The organism is Planobispora longispora, from assembly GCF_016863135.1.
GTDB lineage: Bacteria > Actinomycetota > Actinomycetes > Streptosporangiales > Streptosporangiaceae > Planobispora > Planobispora longispora.
In genome coordinates this window covers 186551-210667 of sequence record NZ_BOOH01000023.1, presented here as the reverse complement: position 1 = coordinate 210667, position 24117 = coordinate 186551, and the positions used below count along the sequence as shown (strand labels likewise).

Annotated in this window: 20 protein-coding genes; 13 read left to right on the top strand and 7 right to left on the bottom strand. The window is 71.9% G+C overall.

Annotated elements, in window-relative coordinates; genetic code table 11:
- The first annotated feature begins 19 nt into the window (after positions 1-19).
- The 8 genes from Plo01_RS16760 to Plo01_RS16725 all read left to right on the top strand — a co-directional run bounded on the left by Plo01_RS16760 (position 20) and on the right by Plo01_RS16725 (position 9225).
- Entirely contained in the window at positions 20-1033 is a 1014-nt protein-coding gene (locus Plo01_RS16760; protein WP_203891511.1) for an ABC transporter permease, read from the top strand.
- Complete coding sequence (locus tag Plo01_RS16755) at positions 1030-2085, top strand: ABC transporter ATP-binding protein (RefSeq protein WP_203891510.1); 1056 nt, start codon at positions 1030-1032, stop codon at positions 2083-2085. The genes Plo01_RS16760 and Plo01_RS16755 overlap by 4 nt, the downstream gene beginning before the upstream one ends.
- Entirely contained in the window at positions 2082-3179 is a 1098-nt protein-coding gene (locus tag Plo01_RS16750; RefSeq protein ID WP_275415396.1) for an ABC transporter ATP-binding protein, read from the top strand. The genes Plo01_RS16755 and Plo01_RS16750 overlap by 4 nt, the downstream gene beginning before the upstream one ends.
- Positions 3180-3429: 250 nt before the next feature.
- Complete coding sequence (locus Plo01_RS16745) at positions 3430-5106, top strand: ABC transporter substrate-binding protein (protein ID WP_203891509.1); 1677 nt, start codon at positions 3430-3432, stop codon at positions 5104-5106.
- 3 nt (positions 5107-5109) lie between these two features.
- Positions 5110-6114, top strand: a complete 1005-nt coding sequence (locus Plo01_RS16740) for an ABC transporter permease (protein ID WP_203891508.1) — start codon at positions 5110-5112, stop codon at positions 6112-6114.
- 58 nt (positions 6115-6172) lie between these two features.
- Positions 6173-7075, top strand: coding sequence for an ABC transporter permease (locus Plo01_RS16735; RefSeq protein ID WP_203891507.1), 903 nt, complete (start codon positions 6173-6175; stop codon positions 7073-7075).
- 21 nt (positions 7076-7096) lie between these two features.
- Positions 7097-8110: an ABC transporter ATP-binding protein gene (locus Plo01_RS16730; RefSeq protein ID WP_239316482.1), complete on the top strand. Its 1014-nt coding sequence runs from the start codon at positions 7097-7099 to the stop codon at positions 8108-8110.
- 74 nt (positions 8111-8184) lie between these two features.
- A complete protein-coding gene (locus Plo01_RS16725) occupies positions 8185-9225 on the top strand; it encodes an ABC transporter ATP-binding protein (RefSeq protein WP_275415398.1) in 1041 nt (346 codons plus the stop codon).
- A gap of 38 nt (positions 9226-9263) precedes the next feature.
- Here Plo01_RS16725 and Plo01_RS16720 read toward each other — a convergent pair whose 3' ends face one another.
- The 5 genes from Plo01_RS16720 to Plo01_RS16700 form a co-directional block, all read right to left on the bottom strand.
- Positions 9264-10814 (bottom strand): GGDEF domain-containing protein, encoded by a 1551-nt coding sequence (locus Plo01_RS16720; protein WP_203891505.1) that lies wholly within the window; start codon positions 10812-10814, stop codon positions 9264-9266.
- A gap of 249 nt (positions 10815-11063) precedes the next feature.
- Entirely contained in the window at positions 11064-11885 is an 822-nt protein-coding gene (locus tag Plo01_RS16715; RefSeq protein WP_203891504.1) for a GNAT family N-acetyltransferase, read from the bottom strand.
- Between the two features lie 432 nt (positions 11886-12317).
- Positions 12318-13001, bottom strand: coding sequence for a response regulator (locus Plo01_RS16710; RefSeq protein WP_203891503.1), 684 nt, complete (start codon positions 12999-13001; stop codon positions 12318-12320).
- 9 nt (positions 13002-13010) lie between these two features.
- Entirely contained in the window at positions 13011-14342 is a 1332-nt protein-coding gene (locus Plo01_RS16705) for a sensor histidine kinase (RefSeq protein ID WP_203891502.1), read from the bottom strand.
- Positions 14343-14511: 169 nt separating this feature from the next.
- On the bottom strand, positions 14512-15381 hold the full coding sequence (locus tag Plo01_RS16700) for a RecB family exonuclease (protein WP_203891501.1): 870 nt from the start codon (positions 15379-15381) through the stop codon (positions 14512-14514).
- A gap of 212 nt (positions 15382-15593) precedes the next feature.
- Here Plo01_RS16700 and Plo01_RS16695 point away from each other — a divergent pair, with 212 nt between their 5' ends.
- From Plo01_RS16695 to Plo01_RS16680, 4 genes are all read left to right on the top strand, one after another.
- Positions 15594-16688, top strand: coding sequence for a site-2 protease family protein (locus Plo01_RS16695; RefSeq protein ID WP_203891667.1), 1095 nt, complete (start codon positions 15594-15596; stop codon positions 16686-16688).
- 169 nt (positions 16689-16857) lie between these two features.
- Complete coding sequence (locus tag Plo01_RS16690; RefSeq protein ID WP_203891500.1) at positions 16858-18393, top strand: hypothetical protein; 1536 nt, start codon at positions 16858-16860, stop codon at positions 18391-18393.
- A gap of 9 nt (positions 18394-18402) precedes the next feature.
- Complete coding sequence (locus tag Plo01_RS16685; RefSeq protein WP_203891499.1) at positions 18403-18840, top strand: hypothetical protein; 438 nt, start codon at positions 18403-18405, stop codon at positions 18838-18840.
- A complete protein-coding gene (locus Plo01_RS16680) occupies positions 18837-20360 on the top strand; it encodes an FHA domain-containing protein (RefSeq protein ID WP_203891498.1) in 1524 nt (507 codons plus the stop codon). Before Plo01_RS16685 ends, Plo01_RS16680 begins: the two co-directional genes overlap by 4 nt.
- 62 nt (positions 20361-20422) lie before the next feature.
- Here Plo01_RS16680 and Plo01_RS40985 read toward each other — a convergent pair whose 3' ends face one another.
- A complete protein-coding gene (locus Plo01_RS40985) occupies positions 20423-22414 on the bottom strand; it encodes a cation:proton antiporter (protein ID WP_203891497.1) in 1992 nt (663 codons plus the stop codon).
- A gap of 118 nt (positions 22415-22532) precedes the next feature.
- On the opposite strand from Plo01_RS40985, the gene Plo01_RS16670 reads away from it, so the two are divergent.
- Positions 22533-23324, top strand: coding sequence for a serine/threonine-protein kinase (locus Plo01_RS16670; protein ID WP_203891496.1), 792 nt, complete (start codon positions 22533-22535; stop codon positions 23322-23324).
- Here the strand turns inward: Plo01_RS16670 and Plo01_RS16665 are convergent.
- Positions 23306-24046 (bottom strand): TetR/AcrR family transcriptional regulator, encoded by a 741-nt coding sequence (locus Plo01_RS16665; RefSeq protein ID WP_203891495.1) that lies wholly within the window; start codon positions 24044-24046, stop codon positions 23306-23308. The genes Plo01_RS16670 and Plo01_RS16665 overlap by 19 nt on opposite strands.
- Positions 24047-24117 lie beyond the last annotated feature (71 nt).

Here is a 24117-nt window from a genome sequence, read left to right as displayed (position 1 = left end):
GCGCCCCGGCCGAACGATCGTGGTCGCTTTCATCGTCCGCCGCGTGATCGCCGCCGTGCTGATGCTCGTCATCGTCAGTGTGGCGACCTTCGCGATCTTCTTCCTCATCCCGCGTGCCCTGGGACAGACCCCCGAGGGCATGGCGTCGCGTTACGTCGGGCGGGACGCCACACCCGAGGCGATCCAGGGCGCCGTCAAGCGGCTCCACCTGGACGACCCGCTCATCGTGCAGTACGGGCGCTTCGCCAAGGGCATCGTGGCGGGCCAGGACTACTCGCTCGGGCCGCGGAAGGCAGAGTGCCCGGCGCCCTGCTTCGGCTTCTCCTTCAACAACAACCAGCCGGTCTGGCCCACCCTGCTCGACCGGCTCCCCGCGACCATCTCGCTGGCCATCGGCGCGGCGGTGATCTGGGTCGTGGCAGGCGTCTCCATCGGCGTCATATCCGCGCTGAAACGCGGCACCGTGCTCGACCGGGCGGCGATGACGGTGGCGCTGGCGGGAGTCTCGCTGCCGATCTACTTCACCGGCCTGGTCTCGCTCGCGTTGTTCGCCTACACGCTCGGCATCTTCCCCGGCGGCGGCAGCTACACGCCCATCACGACGAACCCGCTGATGTGGTTCCAGGCGCTGGTGCTGCCCTGGATCACCCTGGCCTTCCTCTACGCCGCCCTGTACGCCCGGCTCACCCGGGCGGGCATGCTGGAGACCATGGGCGAGGACTACATCCGCACGGCCCGCGCCAAGGGCCTCAAGGAGCGCACGGTCGTCACCAAGCACGCCCTGCGCGCCACGCTCACCCCCATCCTCACCATCTTCGGCCTCGACCTCGGCCTGCTGCTGGGCGGCGCGGTGCTCACCGAGAGCACCTTCTCCATCCCCGGCATCGGCAAGCTGGTCATCGACGCGATCCGGGGCAACGACCTGCCCGTCGTGCTGGGCGTCACCCTGTTCGCGGCGTTCTTCATCGTCCTGGCCAACCTCATCGTGGACGTTCTGTACGCGGTGGTCGACCCGAGGGTGAGGCTCTCATGACCACGGGGTCTGCTTCTCCTGCGCCCGGCTCCTTCCTGGAACTGCGCGATCTGCGCATCCACTTCCCGACCGAGGACGGCCTGGTCAAGTCCGTCGACGGCCTGTCCTTCAAGCTGGACCGGGGCAAGACCCTGGGCATCGTGGGCGAGTCGGGCTCCGGCAAGAGCGTGACCAGCCTCGGCATCCTGGGCCTGCACAAGGGCGGCCGGGCGAAGATCTCCGGCGAGATCTGGCTGGACGGCGAGGAGCTCGTCGGCGCGAGCCAGGACCACGTGCGGACGCTGCGCGGCAAGAAGATGGCGATGATCTTCCAGGATCCGCTCTCGTCGATGCACCCGTTCTACACGGTCGGCAAGCAGATCATCGAGGCCTACCGGATCCACCACAACGTCAGCAAGGCGGTCGCCCGCAAGCACGCGATCGACATGCTCGGCCGGGTCGGCATCCCGCAGCCCGACAGGCGGGTGGACAGCTACCCGCACGAGTTCTCCGGCGGCATGCGCCAGCGCGCCATGATCGCCATGGCCCTGTCGTGCGACCCCGAGCTGCTGATCGCCGACGAGCCGACCACCGCCCTCGACGTGACGGTCCAGGCGCAGATCCTGGACCTCATGCTGGACCTGCAGCGCGAGTTCAACTCCGCGCTGATCGTCATCACCCACGACCTCGGCGTGGTCGCCGAGCTGTCGGACGAGATCCTGGTGATGTACGGCGGCAAGTGCATCGAGTACGGCACGGCGGACGACATCTTCTACCGTCCCGAGCACCCCTACACATGGGGTCTACTGGGATCGATGCCCCGGCTGGACCGGGAGCCCACCGAGCGGCTGATGCCGATCAAGGGCACCCCGCCCTCCCTGATCAACGTGCCGTCCGGTTGCGCCTTCAACCCGCGGTGCCCCTACCGGGAGCGCACCGGCGGCAAGGCCACCACCGAGGTGCCGCAGCTCCTGGAGACCGAAGGCGGGCACCTGGTCCGCTGCCACCTGCCGCGCGAGGAGCGGCGGGCCATCTGGGAGAACGAGATCAAGCCGATGATGGAGGTCCAGTGAGCCACAGGGCCGACAAGGGGGGCGAGGGCGTGAACGCTCCCGAAGCGCTGTTGTCCGTCCAGGGCCTGCAGAAGCACTTCCCGGTGACCAAGGGCCTGCTCAAGCGCCAGATCGGCGCGGTCAGGGCGGTCGACGGGGTCAGCTTCGACGTCCGCCAGGGCGAGACGCTCGGCCTGGTCGGCGAGTCCGGTTGCGGCAAGAGCACCACGGGCCGCCTGGTCACCCGGCTGATGGAGCCGACCGCCGGGAAGATCTTCTTCGAGGGCCACGACATCACCCACATGTCGCAGTCGAAGATCCGGCCGCTCCGCCGCGACATCCAGATGATCTTCCAGGACCCCTACTCCTCGCTCAATCCGCGGCACACGGTCGGCGCCATCGTCGGCGCGCCCTTCCGCATCCAGGGCGTCCAGACCGAGCAGGGGACCAAGAAGGCGGTCCAGGAGATCCTGGAGCTGGTCGGCCTCAACCCCGAGCACTACAACCGCTACCCGCACGAGTTCTCCGGCGGCCAGCGCCAGCGCATCGGCATCGCCCGCACGCTCGCGCTCAAGCCGAAGATGATCATCGCGGACGAGCCGGTCTCCGCGCTCGACGTGTCGATCCAGGCCCAGGTGGTCAACCTCCTGGAGGACCTGCAGAACGAGCTCGGCCTGACCTACGTCATCGTCGCGCACGACCTGTCGGTCATCCGGCACATCAGCGACCGGGTCGCGGTCATGTACCTCGGCAAGATCGTCGAGCTGGCCGACCGGAAGAGCCTGTACGACTCGCCGATGCACCCGTACACCAACGCGCTGCTGTCCGCCGTGCCGATCCCGGACCCGGCGCGGCGCAAGGACCGCGAGCGCATCCGTCTCCAGGGCGACGTGCCCAGCCCGCTCAACCCGCCGCCGGCCTGCCGCTTCCACACCCGGTGCTGGAAGGCCCAGGTGATCTGCAAGACGGAGGAGCCGCCGCTGGCGGAGCTGGCCCCCGGCCACCAGGTGGCCTGCCACTTCCCGGAGAACGTGGAGCAGGCGACGGCCCCGGCCGCGGCGAAGGTCGCGCAGAACGTGGAGGAAGCCCTCCACCCGAAGAAGCCGGTCGTCTGAACGGCTGACGCCGCACGGGCGCCCCGCGCGTCCACCGGGTGCCCCGCACCTCCCGACGGCGCGCGCCGCTCTGCCGGCGCGCGCCGTCCGCTGTGAAACGCCTGTTTACCGTTCCGGTCAACCGACTGTCACATTTACGCCACAGCCTCACGCCGGGGGTGGTCAGCGCTGCCGTCCGCGTAGATCCTGCGATCACGGGGAGTCCGCACGGCGGCCGGGACCCGGCCGTAAGACGGCGATGAGGTGCAGCATGCGACGATACGGTATGCCCCTGCGCAGGACGATGGCGGTGACGGCGGGCCTTGTCCTGGTCCTGTCCGCGGCGGCCTGCGGCGGAGACGAGGAGACTCCGGGGACCGGCGGGACGGAGGCGGCGAGGGGCTCGACCCTGATCTTCGCCTCCTCGGCGGACCCGGCCATCCTGGACCCGGCCTTCCACAGCGACGGCGAGTCCTCCCGGGTGACCAACCAGATCTTCGAGACGCTCGTGGCCACCGAGGAGGGCGGCACCGACGTCGTGGCCGGGCTCGCGGAGAGCTGGGAGGTCAGCGAGGACGCCAGGACCTACACCTTCAAGCTCCGCCAGGGCGTGAAGTTCCACGACGGCGAGCCGTTCAACGCGGCGGCCGTGTGCGCCAACTTCGAGCGCTGGTACAACTTCACCGGCCTGGCGCAGTCGGACTCGGTCTCCTACTACTGGGTGACGGTCTTCCGGGGCTTCGCCAAGAACGAGGCCGACACCCTCGGCAAGAGCCTGTACGGCGGCTGCACGGCCAAGGACGACGGCACGGTCGAGCTGAAGCTCACCGAGCCGTCCGCCGTGGTGCTGTCGGCGCTGACGCTGTCGTCCTTCGGCATCGCCAGCCCCAAGGCGCTCAAGGACTACAAGGCCGACGAGGTGAGCGGGACCGCCGAGTCGCCGCAGTTCACCGGGACCTTCGGCACCGAGCACCCGGTCGGCACCGGGCCGTTCAAGTTCGGCAGCTGGACGCGCGGCGACAAGCTGGAGCTCGTCCGCAACGACGAGTACTGGGGCGAGAAGGCCAAGCTCAGCAAGATCATATTCCAGCCCATCGAGAAGGCCGCCGACCGGGCCCAGGCGCTGCGCGCCGGGTCCGTCCACGCCTTCGACTACGCCGACCCGGCCGACCTGGAGTCGCTGAAGAGCGCCGGGGCCCAGGTGCTGGAGCGGGCGCCGTTCAACATGGGCTACCTCGGCTTCAGCCAGAGAACCGACATCATGAAGAACCAGAAGATCCGGCAGGCGATCGCCCACGCGATCAACCGCGAGAACGTCGTGAAGACCAAGTACGCCGCCGGCGCCAAGGTCGCCAACGCGTTCATGCCGGACAGCCTGTGGAGCTACAGCGAGGACTTCACCAAGTACGACTACAACGTCGACAAGGCCAAGCAGCTCATCGCCGAGTCCGGCGTGTCGAACCCGACGCTGGAGTTCTGCTACCCCAGCGGCGTCAGCCGCGCCTACATGGTCGACCCGGCGGGCAACTTCCAGCTGATGAAGGCCGACCTGGAGGCCGCGGGCTTCAAGGTCACGCCGAAGACCTCGCCGTGGAGCCCCGACTACCTCAACAGCACCCAGGCCGGCGACTGCCCGCTCTTCCTGCTCGGCTGGAACGGCGACTTCGGCGACCCGGACAACTTCCTCGGCACGTTCTTCCAGTCCTTCTCCAACCAGTGGTCGTTCCGGAACGAGGAGATCTTCAAGACGCTGAGCGACGCGGAGAAGGAACCGGACCAGGCCAAACGGGAGGCGCTGTACAAGCAGGCCAACACCCTGATCGCCGACTTCGTGCCCGGCGTGCCGTACGCGCAGAGCCCGTCGTTCTCGGCCGCGGCCAAGAACGTCCAGGGCTGGGTGCCGAGCCCGGTGCTCAACGACAAGCTCGCCTCGATCTCGCTGAACTGATCGATGCTGAGGTTCGTCGTCAGGCGGCTGGCGCTGCTCGTGCCGATCCTGGTGGGACTGTCCATCCTGCTGTTCCTGTGGGTCAGGGCGCTGCCGGGAGGGCCCGCCGAGGCCCTGCTCGGGGAACGGGCCACCCCCGAGGCCGTGGAGCGGGTCCAACGGCTCTACGGCCTCGACCGGCCCTGGTACGAGCAGTACCTCAGGTGGGTGGGGAACGTGCTCCGGGGCGACCTCGGGGTCTCCACCAGGACCCAGCACCCGGTCCTGGAGGAGCTGCTGCGCACCTTCCCCGCCACGGTGGAGCTCGCCCTCACCGCGATGATCTTCGCGGTGGGGGTGGGCGTCCCGCTCGGCTACTTCGCCGCGCGCCGCCACGGCACCTGGCTCGACCACGCCTCGGTCGCCGGATCGCTGTTCGGCATCACGATCCCGGTGTTCTTCCTCGGCTACATGCTGAAGTTCGCCTTCGCCGAGAAACTGGGGATCCTCCCCACCGCCGGACGCCAGGACCCGCTGATGGACGCCGAGCACCCGACCGGCTTCTACGTGCTGGACGGCCTGGTGACCGGGAACCCGGAGGCCGCCCTGGACGCGCTGGCGCACCTGATCCTGCCGGGGATCGCGCTGGGCACCATCCCGCTGGCGATCGTGGTCCGCATCACCCGGGCGTCGGTGCTGGACGTGCTCCACGAGGACTACGTGCGCACCGCCGAGGCCAAGGGCCTGCGCCCGGCCACGATCCGCGGGCGGCACGTGCTGCGCAACGCCCTGCTCCCGGTGGTCACGATCGTCGGCCTCCAGGTCGGCCTGCTGCTGGGCGGGGCGGTGCTGACCGAGACCGTCTTCGCCTTCCCCGGCTTCGGCAAGTTCATGGCCGACTCGATCACCGCCAGGGACTACGCGGTGCTGCAGGGCTTCATCCTGTTCACCGCGGTGATCTTCGTGCTGGTCAACCTGCTGGTGGACATCGCCTACGGGCTCATCGACCCGAGGGTGAGGACCGCGTGAGCGGGTATCGGCGAGGACGCGGGGAAGGCCGCGGGACTCCCCGGGGAAGGAGCGGCGCATGAGCCTGTCCCAGGCGGAGACGGTCGCGGTCGCCCCGGAGGAGACCGGCGGGAGCCTCGGCAGGGATGCCTGGCGGCGGCTGCGCCGCAACCCGGTCGCCATCGCGGGCGCGCTGCTGGTCACGCTGTTCGTCGTGGTCGCGCTGCTGGCCCCCTGGCTGGCGCCGTACCCGCCGGACAAGCCCGTCGGCCAGGTCACCCCCGTCTCCATCCCCGGACCGTCGGCCGAGCACTGGTTCGGCCTGGACGACCTGGGCCGCGACGAGTTCACCCGGGTGCTGTGGGGAGCCCGCTGGTCTCTGGTCATCGGGGTGGTGTCGCTCCTGCTCGGCATGGCGGGCGGGCTGCTGCTGGGCCTGCTCGCCGGGGCCTTCGGCGGCTGGGTGGACGGCGTCGTGATGCGCGTGGTCGACATGATGCTCTCGGTCCCCGGCCTGCTGTTCGCCATCGGCGTCGCCGCGATGCTCGGCTCCGGCCTGGACGCCGTGATGATCGCCATCGCGGTGGTGAACATGCCGATCTTCGCGCGGCTGCTCCGCGGCCAGATGCTGGCCCAGCGCCGCTCCGACTACGTGCTGGCCGCCACGTCGGTGGGGGTGCGGCGACGGCGGATCGTGCTCGGCCACATCCTGCCCAACTCGCTGACCCCGGTGATCGTGCAGGGCACCCTGACCCTGGCCACCGCGATCGTGGACGCGGCCGGGCTGGCCTTCCTCGGCCTGTCCAGCAACGACCCGAGCATCCCCGAGTGGGGACGGATGCTCGCCGACACCCAGCGCTACCTGTCCAGCGCGCCGCTGCTGGCGGTCTTCCCCGGCCTGGCCATCGTCATCGCCGCGCTCGGCTTCACCCTGCTGGGCGAGTCGCTGCGCGAGGCCCTCGACCCCAAGTACCGGCGGTGACCAGTGAATCCGATGAGACCGGTGAACCCGGCGAGCAGGGGAAGCCTCCTGGAGGTCGAGGATCTGAGCGTCGTCTTCCGGCAGCGCGGCCGCGCCGACGTGCGCGCGGTGGACGGCGTCAGCTTCTCCGTCTCGCCGGGCGAGACCGTCGGCCTGGTGGGGGAGTCGGGCTGCGGCAAGTCCGTCACCTCCCTGGCGATCATGGGCCTGCTCCCGAAGCGCGGCGTGCGGGTGGAGGGCGGTGTCTCCTTCGACGGGACCGACCTGCTCTCCCTGCCCCCCGACAAGCTGCGCCTGCTGCGCGGCCGGGACCTGGCCATCGTCTTCCAGGACCCGATGACCTCGCTCAACCCCGTCGTCCCCATCGGCACGCAGGTGACCGAGGTGCTGACGCGCCACCGGGGCCTGAGCAACGGCGAGGCCCGCGAGGAGGCCGCCGACCTGCTGCGCAGGGTCGGCATCCCCGACCCGTCCCGGCGGCTGCGGGAGTATCCCCACCAGCTGTCCGGGGGCATGCGCCAGCGCGCGCTCATCGCCGCCGCGCTGGCCTGCCGCCCCCGGCTGCTCATCGCCGACGAGCCCACCACGGCCCTGGACGTCACCATCCAGGCGCAGATCCTGGAACTGCTCAAGACCCTGGTGGCGGAGTCGGGGACCGCCCTCATCCTGATCACCCACGACCTGGGGGTGGTCGCCGGGACGTGCGACACCGTCCACGTCATGTACGGCGGCCGGATCGTCGAGCGGGCGCCCCGGCACGAGCTCTTCGCCGAGCCCCGCCACCCCTACACCGGCGGCCTGCTCGCCTCGGTGCCCCGCCTGGACCAGCCGCGCGGGGTGCGCCTGCAGCCCATCGAGGGCTCGCCCCGTGACGTCATCCCGTGGGCGCGGGGCTGCGCGTTCGCCCCCCGCTGCCCCAACCGGGTCGAGGAGTGCACCCCCGTGGCCCCCGAGCTCCTGGGCGACCGCCACGGGCTGCGCTGCGTCAACCCGCTCCGATCCGACCAGCCGGCGACGAAGGCGGTGCCCCGGTGAACACTCCGACCGGCCCCGCCGTGCCGGGCTCCCCGGGGGGCCCGCCGGACGGCTCCGCCGCGCCCGGCGAGCCGCTGCTGTCCGTCCGCGGGCTCAAAGTGCACTTCCCCATCCGCAAGGGCGTGCTGCTGCAGCGCGTCACCGGCTACGTGCGCGCCGTGGACGGCGTCGACCTCGACGTGGGGCGCGGCATGACCTACGGCCTGGTGGGGGAGTCGGGCTGCGGCAAGAGCACGCTCGGCAAGGCCGTGCTGCGCCTGGTGGAGCCCACCGCCGGGACCGTCCGCTTCAACGGCGTCGACGTCGCGGGGCAGAGCCGGGAGGGCATGCGCCGTCTCCGTCGGCACATGCAGATGGTCTTCCAGGACCCGCTGGCCAGCCTCGACCCCCGGCAGAGCGTGGAGTCGGTGCTCTCCGAGCCGCTGCGCGCCCACGGCTTCGCCGGGGACCGCTCCCGGCGGGTGCGGGAACTGCTCGACCTGGTGGGGCTGCCCGCGGGGGCGGCCGCCCGCTACCCGCACGAGTTCTCCGGCGGTCAGCGCCAGCGCGTCGGCATCGCCAGGGCGATCGCCCTCAACCCCGAGCTGATCATCGCCGACGAGCCCGTCTCCGCGCTGGACGTCTCGATCCAGGCGCAGATCGTCAACCTCCTGGAGGACCTGCAGGACCAGCTCGGCCTCACCTACGTCGTCGTGGCCCACGATCTGGCCGTCGTCCGGCACGTCAGCGACGTCATCGGGGTGATGTACCTGGGCGCGCTGGTGGAGGAGGCGTCCTCCGACGAGCTGTACGCCCAGCCGCTGCACCCCTACACGATCGCGCTGATGTCCGCGATCCCGATCCCGGATCCCGAGGTCGAGGAGCGCCGGCGGCGGATCCTGCTCACCGGCGACCTGCCGTCCCCGGTCGACGTCCCGCCCGGCTGCCGCTTCCACACCCGCTGCCCGTTCCGCCAGCCCACCCGGTGCGCCGACGAGTCACCCGACCTGCGGGAGATGCGCCCCGGCCGCAAGGTCGCCTGCCACTGGGCCGAGGAGATCGCGGCGGGCGCCATCCGGGCCGCCGCGAGCGCCCACGACCCCACCGCCACCGAGGTGGGCACGCCCTCGTCCTGACCGTCCGGAGCGCCTGGCCCCGGCCGCCCCGGGCCGCCTCAGGCCGCCGGGTGGAACCGGCGGTCCGCGGCGCCGGTCCCGCCGGTGACCTGGCCGATCAGGACCCGGTTCCGGCCCGAGTGCTTGGCCGCGTACAGCGCGCCGTCCGCCGTCTGGACGAGATCCTCCACCGTCCGGGCGTGCGGCGGCATGGCCGCGCCGCCCACGGAGACGGTGACGGACACGTGGACGGACCCGTCGACGGTCACCGGCTCGGCCGCCACCGCGGCGCGGATGCGCTCGGCGAGCCGGACCAGGCCCTCGGGCGTGCTCTGCGGGACCAGGACCGCGAACTCCTCGCCGCCGAACCGGGCCGGCAGGTCCTGGGCGCGGCAGGAGGCTCTGATGCGCCGGGCCGTCTCGGCGAGGACCTCGTCACCCGCCGGGTGCCCGTAGGTGTCGTTCACCCGTTTGAAGTGGTCCACGTCGACGAGGAGGAGCCCCAGCGCGGTGCCGCGGCGGCCCGCCCGGGACGACTCGCGCGCCATCCGCTCCTGCAGCGAGCGCCGCGTGCTCAGGCCGGTGACCACGTCGGTCGAGGCCAGCCGCCGCTGGGCGGCCAGCAGCCCCGCCATGCGGGCCACGACCAGCAGGAACAGGATGGCCGAGGCGCAGGCCACCACCAGCAGGTTCAGGTCGCCCCGCTGGAAGTACTGCACGACCAGGACCATGGGGGCCACGAGGGTCGCGCTCGCCAGGAGGGCCAGCCGGTAGCCGGTGGCGTCCACCGGGCGGTGCTCGTGCGGCCGCTCGCCCAGCCGCGCCATCGACGGGTGCAGGCCGGCGGCGCCGAGCGATATGTAGCCCGCCAGCCAGATCATGTCCACCCAGCTGCCGGGGATGTAGTCGCTGATCAGCGTCTGCATCCCGTAGAAGCTGTCGGCCAGCAGGACCAGCCAGAGGAAACCGAGCAGCAGGTAGTACGAGCAGCCGCGCGAGCCCCCGCCGAACATCAGGCGCAGCGCCACCGTCAGCACCAGCAGGTCCATCACCGGGAACACCACCGTGGCGAGCCGTTCCATCGGGAGCATGTCCGCGGCGGACACCATGGGGCCGATCAGGAACATCCAGTACAGCAGAGTGGCGCTGACCGTGATGATCGCCGCGTCGATCACCGCGGGGATGTCGCGCCCGGCGGTGCGCCTTCTGGAGAACACCATCAGGGCCAGCCCCAGCAGGGGGTACTGCAGGAGGTAGAGGATGTTGGGCAGCAGCGAGTAGTCGGCCTCCTCGCCGAGCACCGTGAGCGTGTAATAGGAGATGTCGCCGCCGGTGAACATCGCCTGGCTCGCCGCGAACAGCCACCAGGCGGAGGCCGCCTGGGGTCTCCACAACCGGATCCCGATCGCTATGGCGATCCCGCCGCCCGCGCTGACCAGGCAGTACACCACCGCCTGCGACACGTCGGACGCGCCCAGCACGGGAAGCGCGTAGTGCAACCCGGACAGGGCGGAGCCGATGAGGAGCCAGGAGATCCATGCGGGAGGCCTGCGCCGTCGCGCACTTCCCCGCGCGGGTACGGGTGCGGGTGTGGTGAGTGAAGGGTTCATGGCCTCGTGTCCAGGCGGTGCCGCGACCACCGGGTGAAGGCCGCGCACTCGTACGACGGGAGGTCCATGGGATCAACGGCGGGTAGCACTGACGGTAGCGGGACGGTTGCGGAACGGTTGCCCGGCGTCCCGCTCCCTCAGGCCGGCGTCCCGCGCTCCTCGGTCCGGCACCGACATGACAGGCCGTGTCCCGGCCCGGTGCCGGGATGACGGGTGTCTCCCGGTCCGGGCGGTGTGATCGGGTTCGTCTCAGCCCAGCGCCGACATGATCGGGGCGAAGAGGCGGCTCCGGTCACCCGGGAGCGGCCCGTCGCCCAGCACCATGTCCGAGGTCCGCATACCCGCCGTCACGCCGTGACCGTCCAGCCACGCCGCCAGTTCCGGGCGGTCCTCCCCGACCTCCACCCGGACCGGGCGGCCCGCCCGGGACGCGAGGTCGGCGATCAGAGCCCGGGCCGCGGCGGCGTCCGCGGCGATCACGGGACCGACGACCGTGTTGGTGAGGTTGCGCCACATCCCGGCGTAGCCGATGATCTCGCGGCCGTCGTCGATCACCCGGATCTCCTCGGCGAAGCCGGTGTACCTCGTCAGGGTCTCCGACCGGTCGGCGCCGACGACCTCCGCGTCGAGAGCCGCGATCTCCTTCAGGTCCCCGGGTACGGCCACGCGGGACGCCCCGGCCGCCCGCCCGGTGAAGACGCCCACGTGCATGGCCGCCCCGCCCGTCACCCGGAAGCCGAGCCGCTCGTAGACCGGGCGTCCCATCGAGGTCGCGTTCAGGAACACGGTCGCCCCGCCGGCCCGCTCCATCACGTGGCCCATGATCCGTCCGCCCAGCCCCTGCCTGCCGTATCGCTCGGCGACCAGCACCATGCTGACCGCCGCCGCGCCGGAGCCGTACCGGGTCAGGATCGTCGTGGCCACCAGGTCACCCGCGGAGTCCGTGATCCCGTAGCCCTCCCCGACCTCCAGCAGGAACCGCCACTTGCGCTCCTCCCGCCCCCAGTTGCGGCTGTCCGCCAGGTCCAGGCAGGCGTCCAGGTCGTCGAGGGTCAGCTCACGGATCACCATCGTCGCGGTCCTCCAAAAATCATCAGCGTTCCGGCGGTTCCGCCGTGCGGAGATTCTCGATGACCGTCCGCTCCCAGCGCCAACGGTTTGCGGCCGTGCCGGATCCGGCATGGAGGTGCGCACTCCTGCGAGCCAGGAAATATCGTCAAAGTAATGGATGGGAATGGTTTATCCGTTCGTCGGCGTCGGATCCCTCCCGCAGTACGACCCGCGCTGCTGTTCGCGCTGAGGGCGCCGTCCTGTGCCGCCAGGGCGGCGCCGTACCGGCTCGTCGTTCAGGGCAGTGCGCGGCGGGTGATGAGAGTCCCGGTCAGCAGCCCTTTCCTCGGGATCACCTTCGGGGAGGCCGGTGCCGTCTGGTACCAGCGCGTCATGTGGGATCCGGCGCTTCGTCCGGCTGCGCACCCGCCCGAGCCCCGCGCCGGAACGGGGTTACGGGATGGCGCCGGGGGTGATCAGGCCGGTCTCGTAGGCGAGGACCACGGCCTGGACGCGGTCGCGCAGGCCCAGCTTGGTGAGCACGTTGCCCACGTGGGTCTTGACCGTCGTCTCGCTGACCACCAGCTCGGCGGCGATCTCCGCGTTGGACATTCCGCGGGCGATCAGCCGCAGCACCTCCAGCTCGCGCTCGGTGAGCCGGTCCAGGCGGGCCGGGGCGGACTGCGGGCTGGCCGAGGGCAGGCGGGTGCTGAACCTGTCCAGCAGCCGCCGGGTGACGCTCGGGGCGACGATGGCGTCCCCCGCGGCGACCACCCGGATGGCCTGCACCAGCTCGTCCGGCGGGACGTCCTTCAGCAGGAAGCCGCTGGCCCCGGCGCGGAGGGCCTCCACGATGTATTCGTCCAGGTCGAAGGTCGTCAGCACCAGCACGCGGGGCACATGGGCGCCGGCGGCGGCCTCGCGGGCGATCCGCCGGGTCGCCTCGATGCCGTCCACGCCCGGCATCCGGATGTCCATCAGCACCACGTCGGGCAGGAGCGCCCGCGACTGGTCCTGGGCGGCCTTGCCGTCACCCGCCTCGCCGACCACCGTGATGTCCGGCTCGGCCTCCAGGATGAGGCGGAAACCGGTGCGCAGCAGTGGCTGGTCGTCCACCAGCAGCACTCTGATCGTCATCAGATCACGTCAGTCCTTGAGAGGGAAGCGGGCCTTTACCTCGAATCCGCCCCCGGGACGCGGGCCGATCCTCAGAATTCCACCATAGAGGGCGACCCGCTCGCGAATGCCGACCAATCCGTGCCCGATCCGTTCAGCCGCGGCCCGGCCCAGGCCGGAGGCGGTGCGGTCGGCCGCGTCGCCGGCGGCCTCGCTCCGGGGGGCCTCGCTCCGGGGGGCCTCGCTCCGGGCCGCGGCGGCCCGGGAACCCCGGGAACCCCGGGAACCCCGGGAACCCCGGCCGTCGTCCTCGACGTGGACGGTCAGCTCGCCGGGCTCGTGCCGTACGGTCACCCAGGCGCTGGCGCCCTCCCCGGCGTGCCGCAGGCTGTTGGTGAGCGCCTCCTGGACCAGCCGGTAGGCGGCGAGGTCGACGCCCGGGGGGAGCGGCGGCACCCCGTCCGGGGTCGCCTCGGCGCCCCCGGCGCCCTCGAACCGCAGGCACGTGGGCAGGCCCGCCTCGTGCATCTGCTCGACCAGCGTCGCGATCTCCCGCAGGCCGGGTTGCGGCCCCCGTTCGGCGGGGACGGCCGGGCCGGTCCGGAGCACGCCCACGATGTTGCGCATCTCGGCCATCGCGGCCCGGCCGGTCTCCTCGATGGCCGACAGCGCCTCGCGGGCCCCGTCGGGGTTGCTGGCCAGCACCCGGCGGGCCGCGGCGGCCTGGACGGTCATCACGCTCACGTGGTGGGCGACGACGTCGTGCAGCTCACGGGCGATGCGGGAGCGCTCCTCGGCTCTGGCCGCCCGGGTGTCGGCCTCGCGGGCCCGGTGCATGCGCTCGGCGCGGTCGCGCAGCTCCGACAGGTAGGCCCGGCGCAGGCGCAGGCTCCGGCCGATCAGCCAGAGCGTCATGGTGAGCGCGGCCATGAGCAGGTGCGCGGTCCAGTCGCCGAGGTCGCCCCTGGCCGTCCCGGAGACGAACTGGCCGGAGAAGCCCGCCGCGAGCGCGCACAGGCTCAGGGCGAGGCCGCGGTGGGCGGCGATCGTGTAGACCAGCGGCAGGGTGGCGAGCCAGAGCGAGCCGCTGCGCGACAGGGCGGCCAGGGTCACGTCGATGACGATGACGAGGCAGAGGATGAGGAACGGGCGGCGGCGGCGCAGCGCCGTCATCAGGCATCCGGCGACGATCAGGGCCAGCGCCGTCCCGGTGGGGTCGTCCGGCCCGGGCGGGCCCCCGGCGGGCTCGGCGCCGTGGGCGAAGAGGACCGCGACGGCCGTCAGCAGCATCGCGAGGACCGCGTCCGTGATCAGGGGATGGTCGCGGAGCCAGGGTCGCAGGCCGCCGAGGGTGTTGCGCACACAATCAATTTAGGCGTCCGGCACTCCGGGCCACCCTGCTGAGGGGGGAAATCCTCCTCATCCCCGGGGATGACCCCGTCCGAGATGACCCCGTCCGGGACGGCCGGGCGCCCCGGAGCGGAAGACCGCCGGAGCCTCCCCGGCGACCTCGCCCGAGGGCGGGCCGGGCTCAGATCTCGTCGGTGGCGGCCCGGGGCACGCGGCGGGTTCTGCGCACCGTGTCGCCCGGCTGGCGCTCCGGCAGCGGCGGGGGCGTGCCGCCGAACTCCGGGCACAGCTCCTTGTAGTTGCACCAGTCGCACAGGCGGCTGGGCCGGGCCACCCACTCACCGGTGTCCAGGGCCCGCTCGATGGCCTGCCACAGGGCCTGCACCTTGCGCTCGGTGGCGCGCAGGTCGGCCTCGTCGGGTGCGTAGCGGAGGATCTCGCCGCCGCCCCCGAGGTACATCAGCTGGAGCAGGCGGGGCACCGAGCCGCGCAGCCGCCACAGCACGAGCGCGTAGAACTTCATCTGGAACAGGGCCTTGGCCTCGAAGGAGGGCCCGGGCGCGCTGCCGGTCTTGTAGTCGACCACGCGGACCTCGCCGGTGGGCGCGACGTCCAGCCGGTCGATGTAGCCCCGCAGCATCAGGCCGCTGTCGAGCACCGCCTCGACGTACAGCTCCCGTTCGGCGGGCTCCAGGCGGCTGGGGTCCTCCAGGGTGAAGTAACGCTGCAGCATGGCGCGGGCCTGGGCCAGCCACGCGGCCTGCTCCTCCTCGCCGGCGAACATCTCGCCGTAGGCGGGCTCCTCCGCCAGGAGCCGGTTCCACTGGGGCTCCAGCAGATCCAGGGCGGCGGCCACGGTGCGCGCGGGGGCGGGCAGGTCGTAGAGGCGCTCCAGGACCGAGTGGACCACCGTGCCGCGGACGGCGGCGGGGGACGGCGGCTCGGGGAGCCTGTCGATCACCCGGAACCGGTAGAGCAGCGGGCACGTCATGAAGTCGCCGGCGCGGGACGGCGACAACGCTCCGATGATCGTGGGCTCGGTCAGTGACATGTCCGCACTGTAGGTCACCCCGGCGACAGTTCGCGCCCCGGACGACGGGACGGGTTCACGCCCGCGGTGGCTTGACGACACCGCCGGGCCGGTGTCCGGGCGCGTAACATCAAGGTCTGTAAGGCATCGCGGTCCGGAAGCCCGGCACGTCGAGGAGTGGTGAGCCAGCGGTGAGCAGCGAGAGCCCGCGCCGGGACAACCCGGGTCTGCGCATGGGACGGCCGTTCGGCATCCCGGTCTACGTCTCGCCGACCTGGTTCATCGTGGCGGCGTTCATCACCTTCAGCTTCCAGCCCGTGATGCAGAGCCGGCTGCCCCACCTGAGCACCGAGGTGTCCTACCTGGTGGCGCTCGCCTTCGCGGTGCTGCTGTACGCGTCGGTGCTCCTGCACGAGCTGGCGCACTGCCTGGTCGCGAAGATGTACGGCCTGCCGGTCCGCCGCATCACGCTCTACCTGCTCGGCGGCGTCTCGGAGATCGAGCGCGAGCCGGAGACCCCCGGCAGGGAGTTCATGGTGGCCTTCGCCGGGCCGCTGCTCTCGCTGGGCCTCGCCGGCGCGGGATACGCGACCGCGCTGTTCCTGGACCCGCAGACCGTCGTGGGCGTTCTCACCTTCCAGCTCTGGGCCGCCAACCTGATCGTCGGGATCTTCAACCTGCTGCCCGGCCTGCCGCTGGACGGCGGCCGCATGCTCCGCGCCGGTGTGTGGAAGATCACCCGCAGCTCCGGCTCGGGGACGATCGCGGCGGCCTGGACCGGCCGCGGCCTGGCCGTCCTGCTGGTCGCCTGGCCCCTCGTGCTGGCGCTGGTGAGCGGGCAGGAGCCGAACCTGGGGATGCCGCTCATCTGGTCGGTGCTGCTGGCCTCCTTCATCTGGTTCGGCGCCACGCAGGCGCTGCGCACGGCCCGGATGCGGGCCCGCATCCCCCAGGTGGACGCCCGGGCCCTGGCCCGCAGGGCCATCGTGGTCACCGCCGACGTGCCGCTGGCCGAGGCGCTGCGCCGCAAGGCCGAGGCGGAGGCGGGGGCCATGGTCGTGGTGGACCACGAGGGCCGCCCGACCGGGATCGTCAACGAGGTCGCGGTGGAGGCCACCCCCGAGGGGCGCCGTCCCTGGGTGGCGGTCGGCTCGCTGGCGCGCAGCCTCGAACCGTCCCTGGTGCTCGCCGCCGACCTGCGGGGGGAGCCTCTGATCGACGCCATGCGCGAGGCCCCCGCCGGGGAGTATCTCCTCGTCGAGCGCGGCGGGGAGATATTCGGCGTGCTCTCCACCGCCGATGTGAACCGCCTGTTCACCGGAGTGTGAGCGAACCCGGCGGGGCTTTCAGGCGTCTCAACGGGTGCACGGGAAGCAACGGGGACGCACCGGTTGCGGGGGGGACGGCCGTGCGGTCCGCCCTCTCGTCTTCGGGGCGCCCTTAAGACTAGTGTTCTGGTCAACTGAACCGGTTGGCCCCGCAGTTAGGGACGCATCAGTGGCAGCCCCCCGAAAGCCGGCCGAGGCCGGCGACCTCACACCCGAACTCCTCGGCACCCCGCAGTGGACGGACCAGATGGTCGCGGCGGCCGGGATACCCATGTACGACGTGCCCTTCCTCACCGTGGGCGGGGGCATCGGATCCTTCGTGACCCTCGACTACCTGAGGATCTACGGTGTTCCCACCGGGCAGATGAAGGTCGTCTCCAACATCGACCATCCCTGGCAGACCTACGAGTTCCTCACCCGGTGCTCGCAGATCCCCCGGCCGGAACGGATCCGCTCCGACTCCTCCTCCCGTCCCGACAACATCTGGGGCTTCCCCTCCTACGGCCTCGAAGAGGCGTGGAAGGAGAAGAACCCGATCTACCTGTGGCAGCTGCTCACCGAGCCGATCCTGAACGACTACTGGACGCCGCGCGCCGGCACGGTCTTCGCGAACCTGGAGCGCGAGGCCAAGCGCATCCGCTACTGGGACATGCTGGTCAAGGGCCAGGTCCGGATGGTGCGCAAGAGGGCGGGCGGCGGCTACTTCACCGTGGTCACCCCGCCGGAGGGCGCCGCGCCGACCAAGCGCATCGTCTTCCGCTCGCGGTTCGTGCACCTGGCGATCGGCTATCCGGGCCTGAAGTTCCTGCCCGACCTGCAGGAGTTCCGTACGAAATACTCCGACTACCAGCACGTCGTCAACGCCTACGAGCCGCACGAGCAGGTCTACGAGTTCCTCAAGACCCGGCCCGGCACGGTGGTCATCCGGGGCGGCGGCATCGTCGCCTCGCGGGTGCTGCAGCGCCTGTTCGACGACCGGGAGAAGTACGGGCTGAAAACGCAGATCATCCACATCTTCCGGACCTTCATCACGGGCTCCCACGGGCCCCACATCTGGGCCCGGCGCAAGGGCGGCGACGGCTGGGCCTACCAGGGCTTCAACTACCCCAAGTCGGTCTGGGGCGGTCAGCTGAAGGCGCAGATGCGCAAGCTGGAGGGCGCCGAGCGCGCGGCGAAGTACAAGGAGATGGGGGGCACCAACACCCCCAAGCGGCGGCGCTGGCAGGAGCAGATGCGCGCCGGGCGCGCGGGCGGCTACTACCACGCGGTGCAGGGCACGGTGGATCGGGTGGAGCCCACCCCCGACGGCCGCCTGGTCAGCTACGTGCGCAGCAGCGACGGGATCATCCGCGAGCCGGTCGCCGACTACATCATCGACTGCACGGGCCTGGAGGCGGACATCGCCGAGCACCGCGTCTTCGCCGACCTGCTGCAGTACGGCGGAGCCTACCGCAACCCGGTCGGCCGGCTGGAGGTGGAGCGCCACTTCGAGGTGAAGGGGACCGCCAGCGGCGACGGCGCTCTCTACGCCTCCGGGTCGGCCACCCTGGGCGGCTACTTCCCGGGCGTCGACACCTTCCTCGGGCTGCAGATCGCGGCCCAGGAGATCGCCGACGACCTCGCCGGGCGCGGGTTCGTGCGGAAGATGGGTCCGCTGCGCTCGACGTCGCAGTGGTTCAAGTGGGTTTTCAACTCGCCGGTGTAAGGAGTTCCCATGGTTCCGACCTTGATCGGGCGCATCCAGACCCGGTTGTTCCTGCTCGCCACCGTCGGTGTGGTCATGACCCTGCTGATCATGCCCATCGTGCCCGGGACGGACGCGCCCCTGGGCGATCTCTACGTCACCGGCCTGCTGGTCCTGGCGGCGGTGGGAATATTGGGGATCGGCTGGGAGTTGATCTATCACCTTCTCATGCAGTTCAGGTGGGAGAAGGACTGGCCGACTTCGTTCGGTTTGCTGACGCTCGTTCCTGAAGGTCTTCTGCTGTACTTTTTGCTACGGTCCGGTGCGATTGGTTTCATCGATCCGATCCCATCGTCCACTTTCTGGACGCACTTCACCGTCGTCTGGGTATCGATGTGGCTGGTGGCGAACGGGCCGATGAGGGTCCCGTTCATCCGGTGGCGTTTCCGCGGAGGGAGAGTTCTGTGACCGACCAGGGCTTCGGGGTGGTTCGTCCGATCCCGGGCAACGGGCTGGTCGCCCATGTGGGCGGGCTGCTGCTGGTGTGCGACGCGGCCGAGGCCGTGGCGGAGGACCTGCTGGGGGCGGTGCGGGAGACGGCCGCCTCGGGCGGGGACGGACGGGCGCTGGCCCGCCGCGTCGCGCAGGTGCTGGCGGCCATGATGGGCGAGTCCGTGGCGTGCGCCGTCGCCGGTCCCGTGACCGGGGGGGTGGCCGTGCTGGTCAGCGGTCCGGCGTTCGCATCGGTCACCGGCTCGGGCGGAGAGGTCCGGCTCGCCGGGCGTGACGCGCTCACCTGGTCCGACCGGCTGGTGCCGGGCCCGGTCACCCGGGTCGAGCTGCGCCTGGCCGACACGGGGTCGGCGCACCGGCTGACCCGGCTGGACAGCGGCGTGATCGTCGGCGGCGGCGTCGAGTGCGACCCGTCCGAGGCGGGGGAGGCCCTGCCGCATGCGAGGCCCGCGGCCGAGCCGGCCGCGCAGCCCGCGCACCACGGGCAGCACGCGGCGGAGCCGTCCGCGCCCTCCGCGCAGTCCATGCCCTCCATGCCCTCAATGCCGTCCATGCCCTCCGCGCCCACCCCGGCGCCCATGCCGCCCGTGCCCGAGCAGCCCCGCCACGCGGAGCCCGCCCCGCCCGGCCCGGCGCAGGTCCCCGACTGGGGGCCGCCCCCGGCCGAGCCCGGCCCGCCGCCCATGGAGCGGCCCGCGCACGCGATGGACGCGCCGCCCGCGCCGCCGTACCCGCTGGGTCCCGGCCCGGCGAACCCCTACCAGCAGCAGGGCTGGAACTCCGAGCCCATGCCGGCGGTCCCCGGGCCGATGTCCGGTCCGGCCCCGGTCATGACGCCGCACGAGGACGTGGAGACGGCCCGGGCGAACGGGATCGGCGGCGACCCGATCGACGGCCGCAACGACTCGTTCGAGTACGAGCTGCTCGGCCCCGGCGCTTCCGGCGGCCCCTCGCACACCGCGCCCGACCTCCTGCCGTCGGCGCCCGAGCCCGACTCCCGGCCCCTGGTCTACGGGGTGGACTGCAAGAACGACCACTTCAACGACCCCAGGGTGCCCTACTGCGCGGTCTGCGGCATCGCTCTGGTGCAGCGCACGCTCGTGCCGTACAAGGGCCCGCGCCCGCCGCTGGGCGTGCTCCTGCTGGACGACGGGATGACGCTCCGCCTCGACACCGACTACCTGCTCGGCCGCGACCCCGAGCGGGCCCCGGAGGTCGCCGAGGGTTCGGTCCGCCCGGCCAAGGTCACCAGCCCCGACGGCTCGGTGTCCCGCCGTCACCTGCGGGTGGCGCTGGACGGCTGGGACGTCAACCTGGTCGACCTGGGCTCGGTCAACGGCACCCAGATCCAGCCGCCCGGCGACCAGAACTTCTACGACATCCCGCCGAACGAGCCGGTCACGATCATGCCCGGCACGACCGTGCGGATCGGCGTCTCGCGCACCATGCGCTACGAGTCGCACCGCAACAACTGAGCGGATCCGGGGGGTACGGCGTGCCGTGCCCCGACCCGCGTGTCAGGCCGGGGTGGGGAGTGTCAGGGCTGCGCCACGGGCGTCTGAGCGGCCCGCAGGGCGGCGACCGCGACGGCCCAGTCGACCGGATCGGCGTCCTGCTCGGCGCGGACCAGCAGGTGCGTCCCGGCCGGGACGGTCCCGTTGTCGGGCGCCACGACCAGCGCTCCGGCCGGAGCCTCGCCCGAGGTGGCCGCGACGCCGAGCCGGGCCAGCCGCTGGGCCAGGGAGGAGGCCCGGCCGCCGCCGGTGACGACCAGCGGCCGCTCCCTGGCCAGCGCGAGGACGAGCGCCACGTGCGTGGCGGCGTCGGAGCCGTGCCGCACCGCGACGGGCCCGGCCCCGAAGTCGGCCACCTCGGGCTGCTCGGGGGCCAGGACGGTCACCACGCGGCAGGTCGCGGCGGCGTGGAGCGCGGCGTGGCCGGGCGCGTCCGCCGGGAGCACGAGCAGGTCGGGCGCGGCCCCGGTGACCACCTCGGGCAGCTCGGCGGCCACGTCGGTGGCGAACCGGCTCACCACCCGGGACTCCGAGCCCTGGGCGCGCGCCGTCTCGGCGAGGACCTCCAGATCGTGCAGCGTCTCGGCCATCTCGGCGAGCTCGGACGACAGGCCGGTGCCGACCTCCAGCCGGCCCCCCGGGTAGGGGCGCAGGTGGACGAGGGCGACCTCGGAGGGGGACGCCGCGCGGGCCAGGGTGGCGGCCAGATCCACCAGGGGGCCCTGCCCGGCGGGCGGGTCGGGGGTCACGACCAGCACCCGGTGGGCGGCGGTCGTGCCGAGCGCGGCCCGCTCGGCCTCGGCGATGTCGCGGGCCACCCGCCGGTCGGGGTAGATCTTCCGCAGCAGCGGGCCGGTCATCCCGGTGGTGACCAGGGCCATCACGACCATCAGCGAGTACAGCTCGTTGTCGAGCACGCCCTTCTGCAACCCCACGGTGAGAATGACGATCTCGGTCAGCCCCCGGGTGTTCAGCAGGGTGGCCAGCGCCCACGACTGCCGCGAGGGCAGGCGCTGGGTCCGGGCCGCGGCGTAGGACCCCAGCATCTTGCCGCCGACGGCCACCGCCAGGATCGCGGCCAGCGTGCCCAGGCTCGACAGGTCCAGCACGCGCAGGTTCACGTTGAGCCCCGCCACCACGAAGAACATCGGCAGCAGCAGCAGGACGGCGAGCTGTTCCAGCCGCTCCAGGATCTCGTGGTTGAGGCGCTCGGCGCCCTCCCTCGGCATCACCGCGCCGAACAGGAACGCGCCGAAGATGAAGTGCACGTGCATCCACTCGGTCACCCAGGCCGAGGCGATGAGGCCGGTGAGCACCAGCGAGAGCAGCCCCGGCGTCAGCCGCCCGGCCCGCTCGTAGGAGGGCACCAGCCGGGCCAGCAGCGGCCGCACCACCAGGAACATCACCAGCGCGTACGGCAGCGCCAGGAAGACCTTCCACTGCCCCTCGGCGTCCCCGGCCCCGGCGATGGCCACCACCACCGCCAGCACGGTCCAGGCGAGGACGTCGATCACCGCGGCGGCGGCCAGCGACAGGCCGCCGAGCGTGATGCGCTGCATGCCGCGGTCGGTGAGGATGCGGGCCAGCACCGGGAACGCGGTGGCGGCCATGGCGGCGCCCATGAACAGCACGAACGGCAGGGTCTTGGCGCCGCCGACGTGCTCGTCGGCGATGAAGAGCGCGAGCGCGCAGCCGAGCGCGAACGGCAGCACCGTGGAGCCGAGCGCGACGGTGACCGCGAGCCGGCCCTTGCCGCGCACCAGCTTCTGGTCCAGCTCCAGGCCGACGACGAACATGAACAGCACCAGGCCGACGTTGGCCAGGGCCTGCAGCGGAGGCTTCATCTCGCTGCCGAACAGCGTGTCGCCCAGCAGCGGCCCCAGGAGGGTGGGGCCGAGGAGGATGCCGGCGAGGATCTCGCCGACGACGGGTGGTTGCCCGAGCCGTTTGGCGGCGGCCCCGAACAGGCGGGCGGCCGTCAGGACGATCACCAGGTCGAGCAGGAGGATGTCCATATGGAGCACCGGAGAGCCCGCCTCCCGGGAGTAAAGGAAAGCTCCGACAATGGCCATGGTGACGTTACCGTGTGCGGGAAGCCGCCGCGAGGGTCATGCGATGGGAAGGAGACCGCCGGTGGAGGGCATCGCCGACTACGAGTTCGTCCGGTCGTTGGGGGAGGGGAACCACGGGGAGTTCTACCTCGCCAGAAAACCGGAGCGGCTGCCGGTGGAGGCCGAGTTCGTCGCGGTGAAGGTCCTCACCGAGGGCACCGGGGCCGACGCGTTCCGCCGGGCCACCCGGGAGTTGAAGGCGTTCGCCGCCGTGCGCTCGCCGTACCTCGTGACGCTCTATGACGCGGGCCGGCACGGCGGGGTGTTCTACTACTCGATGGAGTACCTGCCGGGCGGCTCGCTGAGCCGTCCCGCCGAGCCGGTGCCGCGGGACAGGGCGCTGCGCGCGGTCGCCTGCGCCGCGCACGCCGCGCAGGCGCTCCACGAGGAGGGCATCGTGCACCGCGACATCAACCCCGGGAACGTGCTGCTCACCGAGACCGGGGGCAAGTTGTCCGACCTCGGCCTGTCGCAGGTGCTGACACCGGGGGCGACGGTGACGGGCATGGGCGGGATCGGGTCGGTGGAGTTCGTCGACCCGGCGCTGCTGCAGGGGGATCGGCCCACCCCGGCCGGGGACGTGTGGTCGCTCGGCGCGACGCTGCACTGGGCGGCGAGCGGCACCGGCCTGTACGGCGAGCTTCCCGTCCACGACCCGCTGCTGACCCTGCGGAAGATCAACAGCATCGCGCCCTCCATCGACACCGGGCTGGAGCCGGAGCTGGCCGAGCTGGTCGGGGTCTGCATCGGCGACGTGGCCAAGCGGCCCACGGCCAGGGGAGTGGCCGACCGGATCTACGCGCTGCTGTCCTGAGCAGTGCTGCTGTCCTGAGCAGTGCCGCTGTCCTGAGCAGTGCTGCTGTCCTGAGCCGCGCCGTCCCGGGTCCCGGCGGTTTCCGCGGGTGAGGCGTCGTCCGCGGGTGGAGCGCCGCCCGCGGGGGCGACGGGGAGGCGGAGGCGGTCCAGTTCGGCGTGGAGCAGCCGTTCCAGCCGCCCGGCGCCGACCCGGCCGGGATAGAGCAGGTGGTGCAGGCTGAGGCCGTCCACCAGGGCGAGCAGCCGCTCGGTGACGTCGTCGAGGTCCTCGGCGGTCGCGATCTCGCCCGCGTCGGCGGCCGCGCCGAGCAGGCTCCGCACCAGGTAGCGCAGTTCCTCCGCCTCGGCGCGCTGCGCCGCCAGCAGGGCGGGGCTGGTCAGGCTCCGGCTCCAGAATCCCACCTCCAGGCCGCTCTCCTGGGCACGCTCGTCGTCCAGCGGCAGGTTGTCGAGGAGGAGTTCGCGGAGCGCGGCCAGTCCGGCGCGGCCGGAGAGCTTGGCGCGCAGCCGTTCCACGATGCGCCGGTGCGACGAGCGCAGCGCCGACAACATGATGTCGTCCTTGTCGGCGAAGTAGTGGGTGAGCACGCCGTTGGAGTAACCGGCCTCCTTGGCGATGGCCCTCGTGGTGGCGGCCTCGATGCCGTCGCGGAGGATGACGCGGCGGGCGGCCTCGACGACCTCCTCGCGGCGCTCCCGGTGATTGACGATCTTCGGCACGGTTGCCTTTCCTCCCCGGCTCACACGTTGACATGGTATTCGGACGCCCGTCTATTATCCGCTAAGACCGT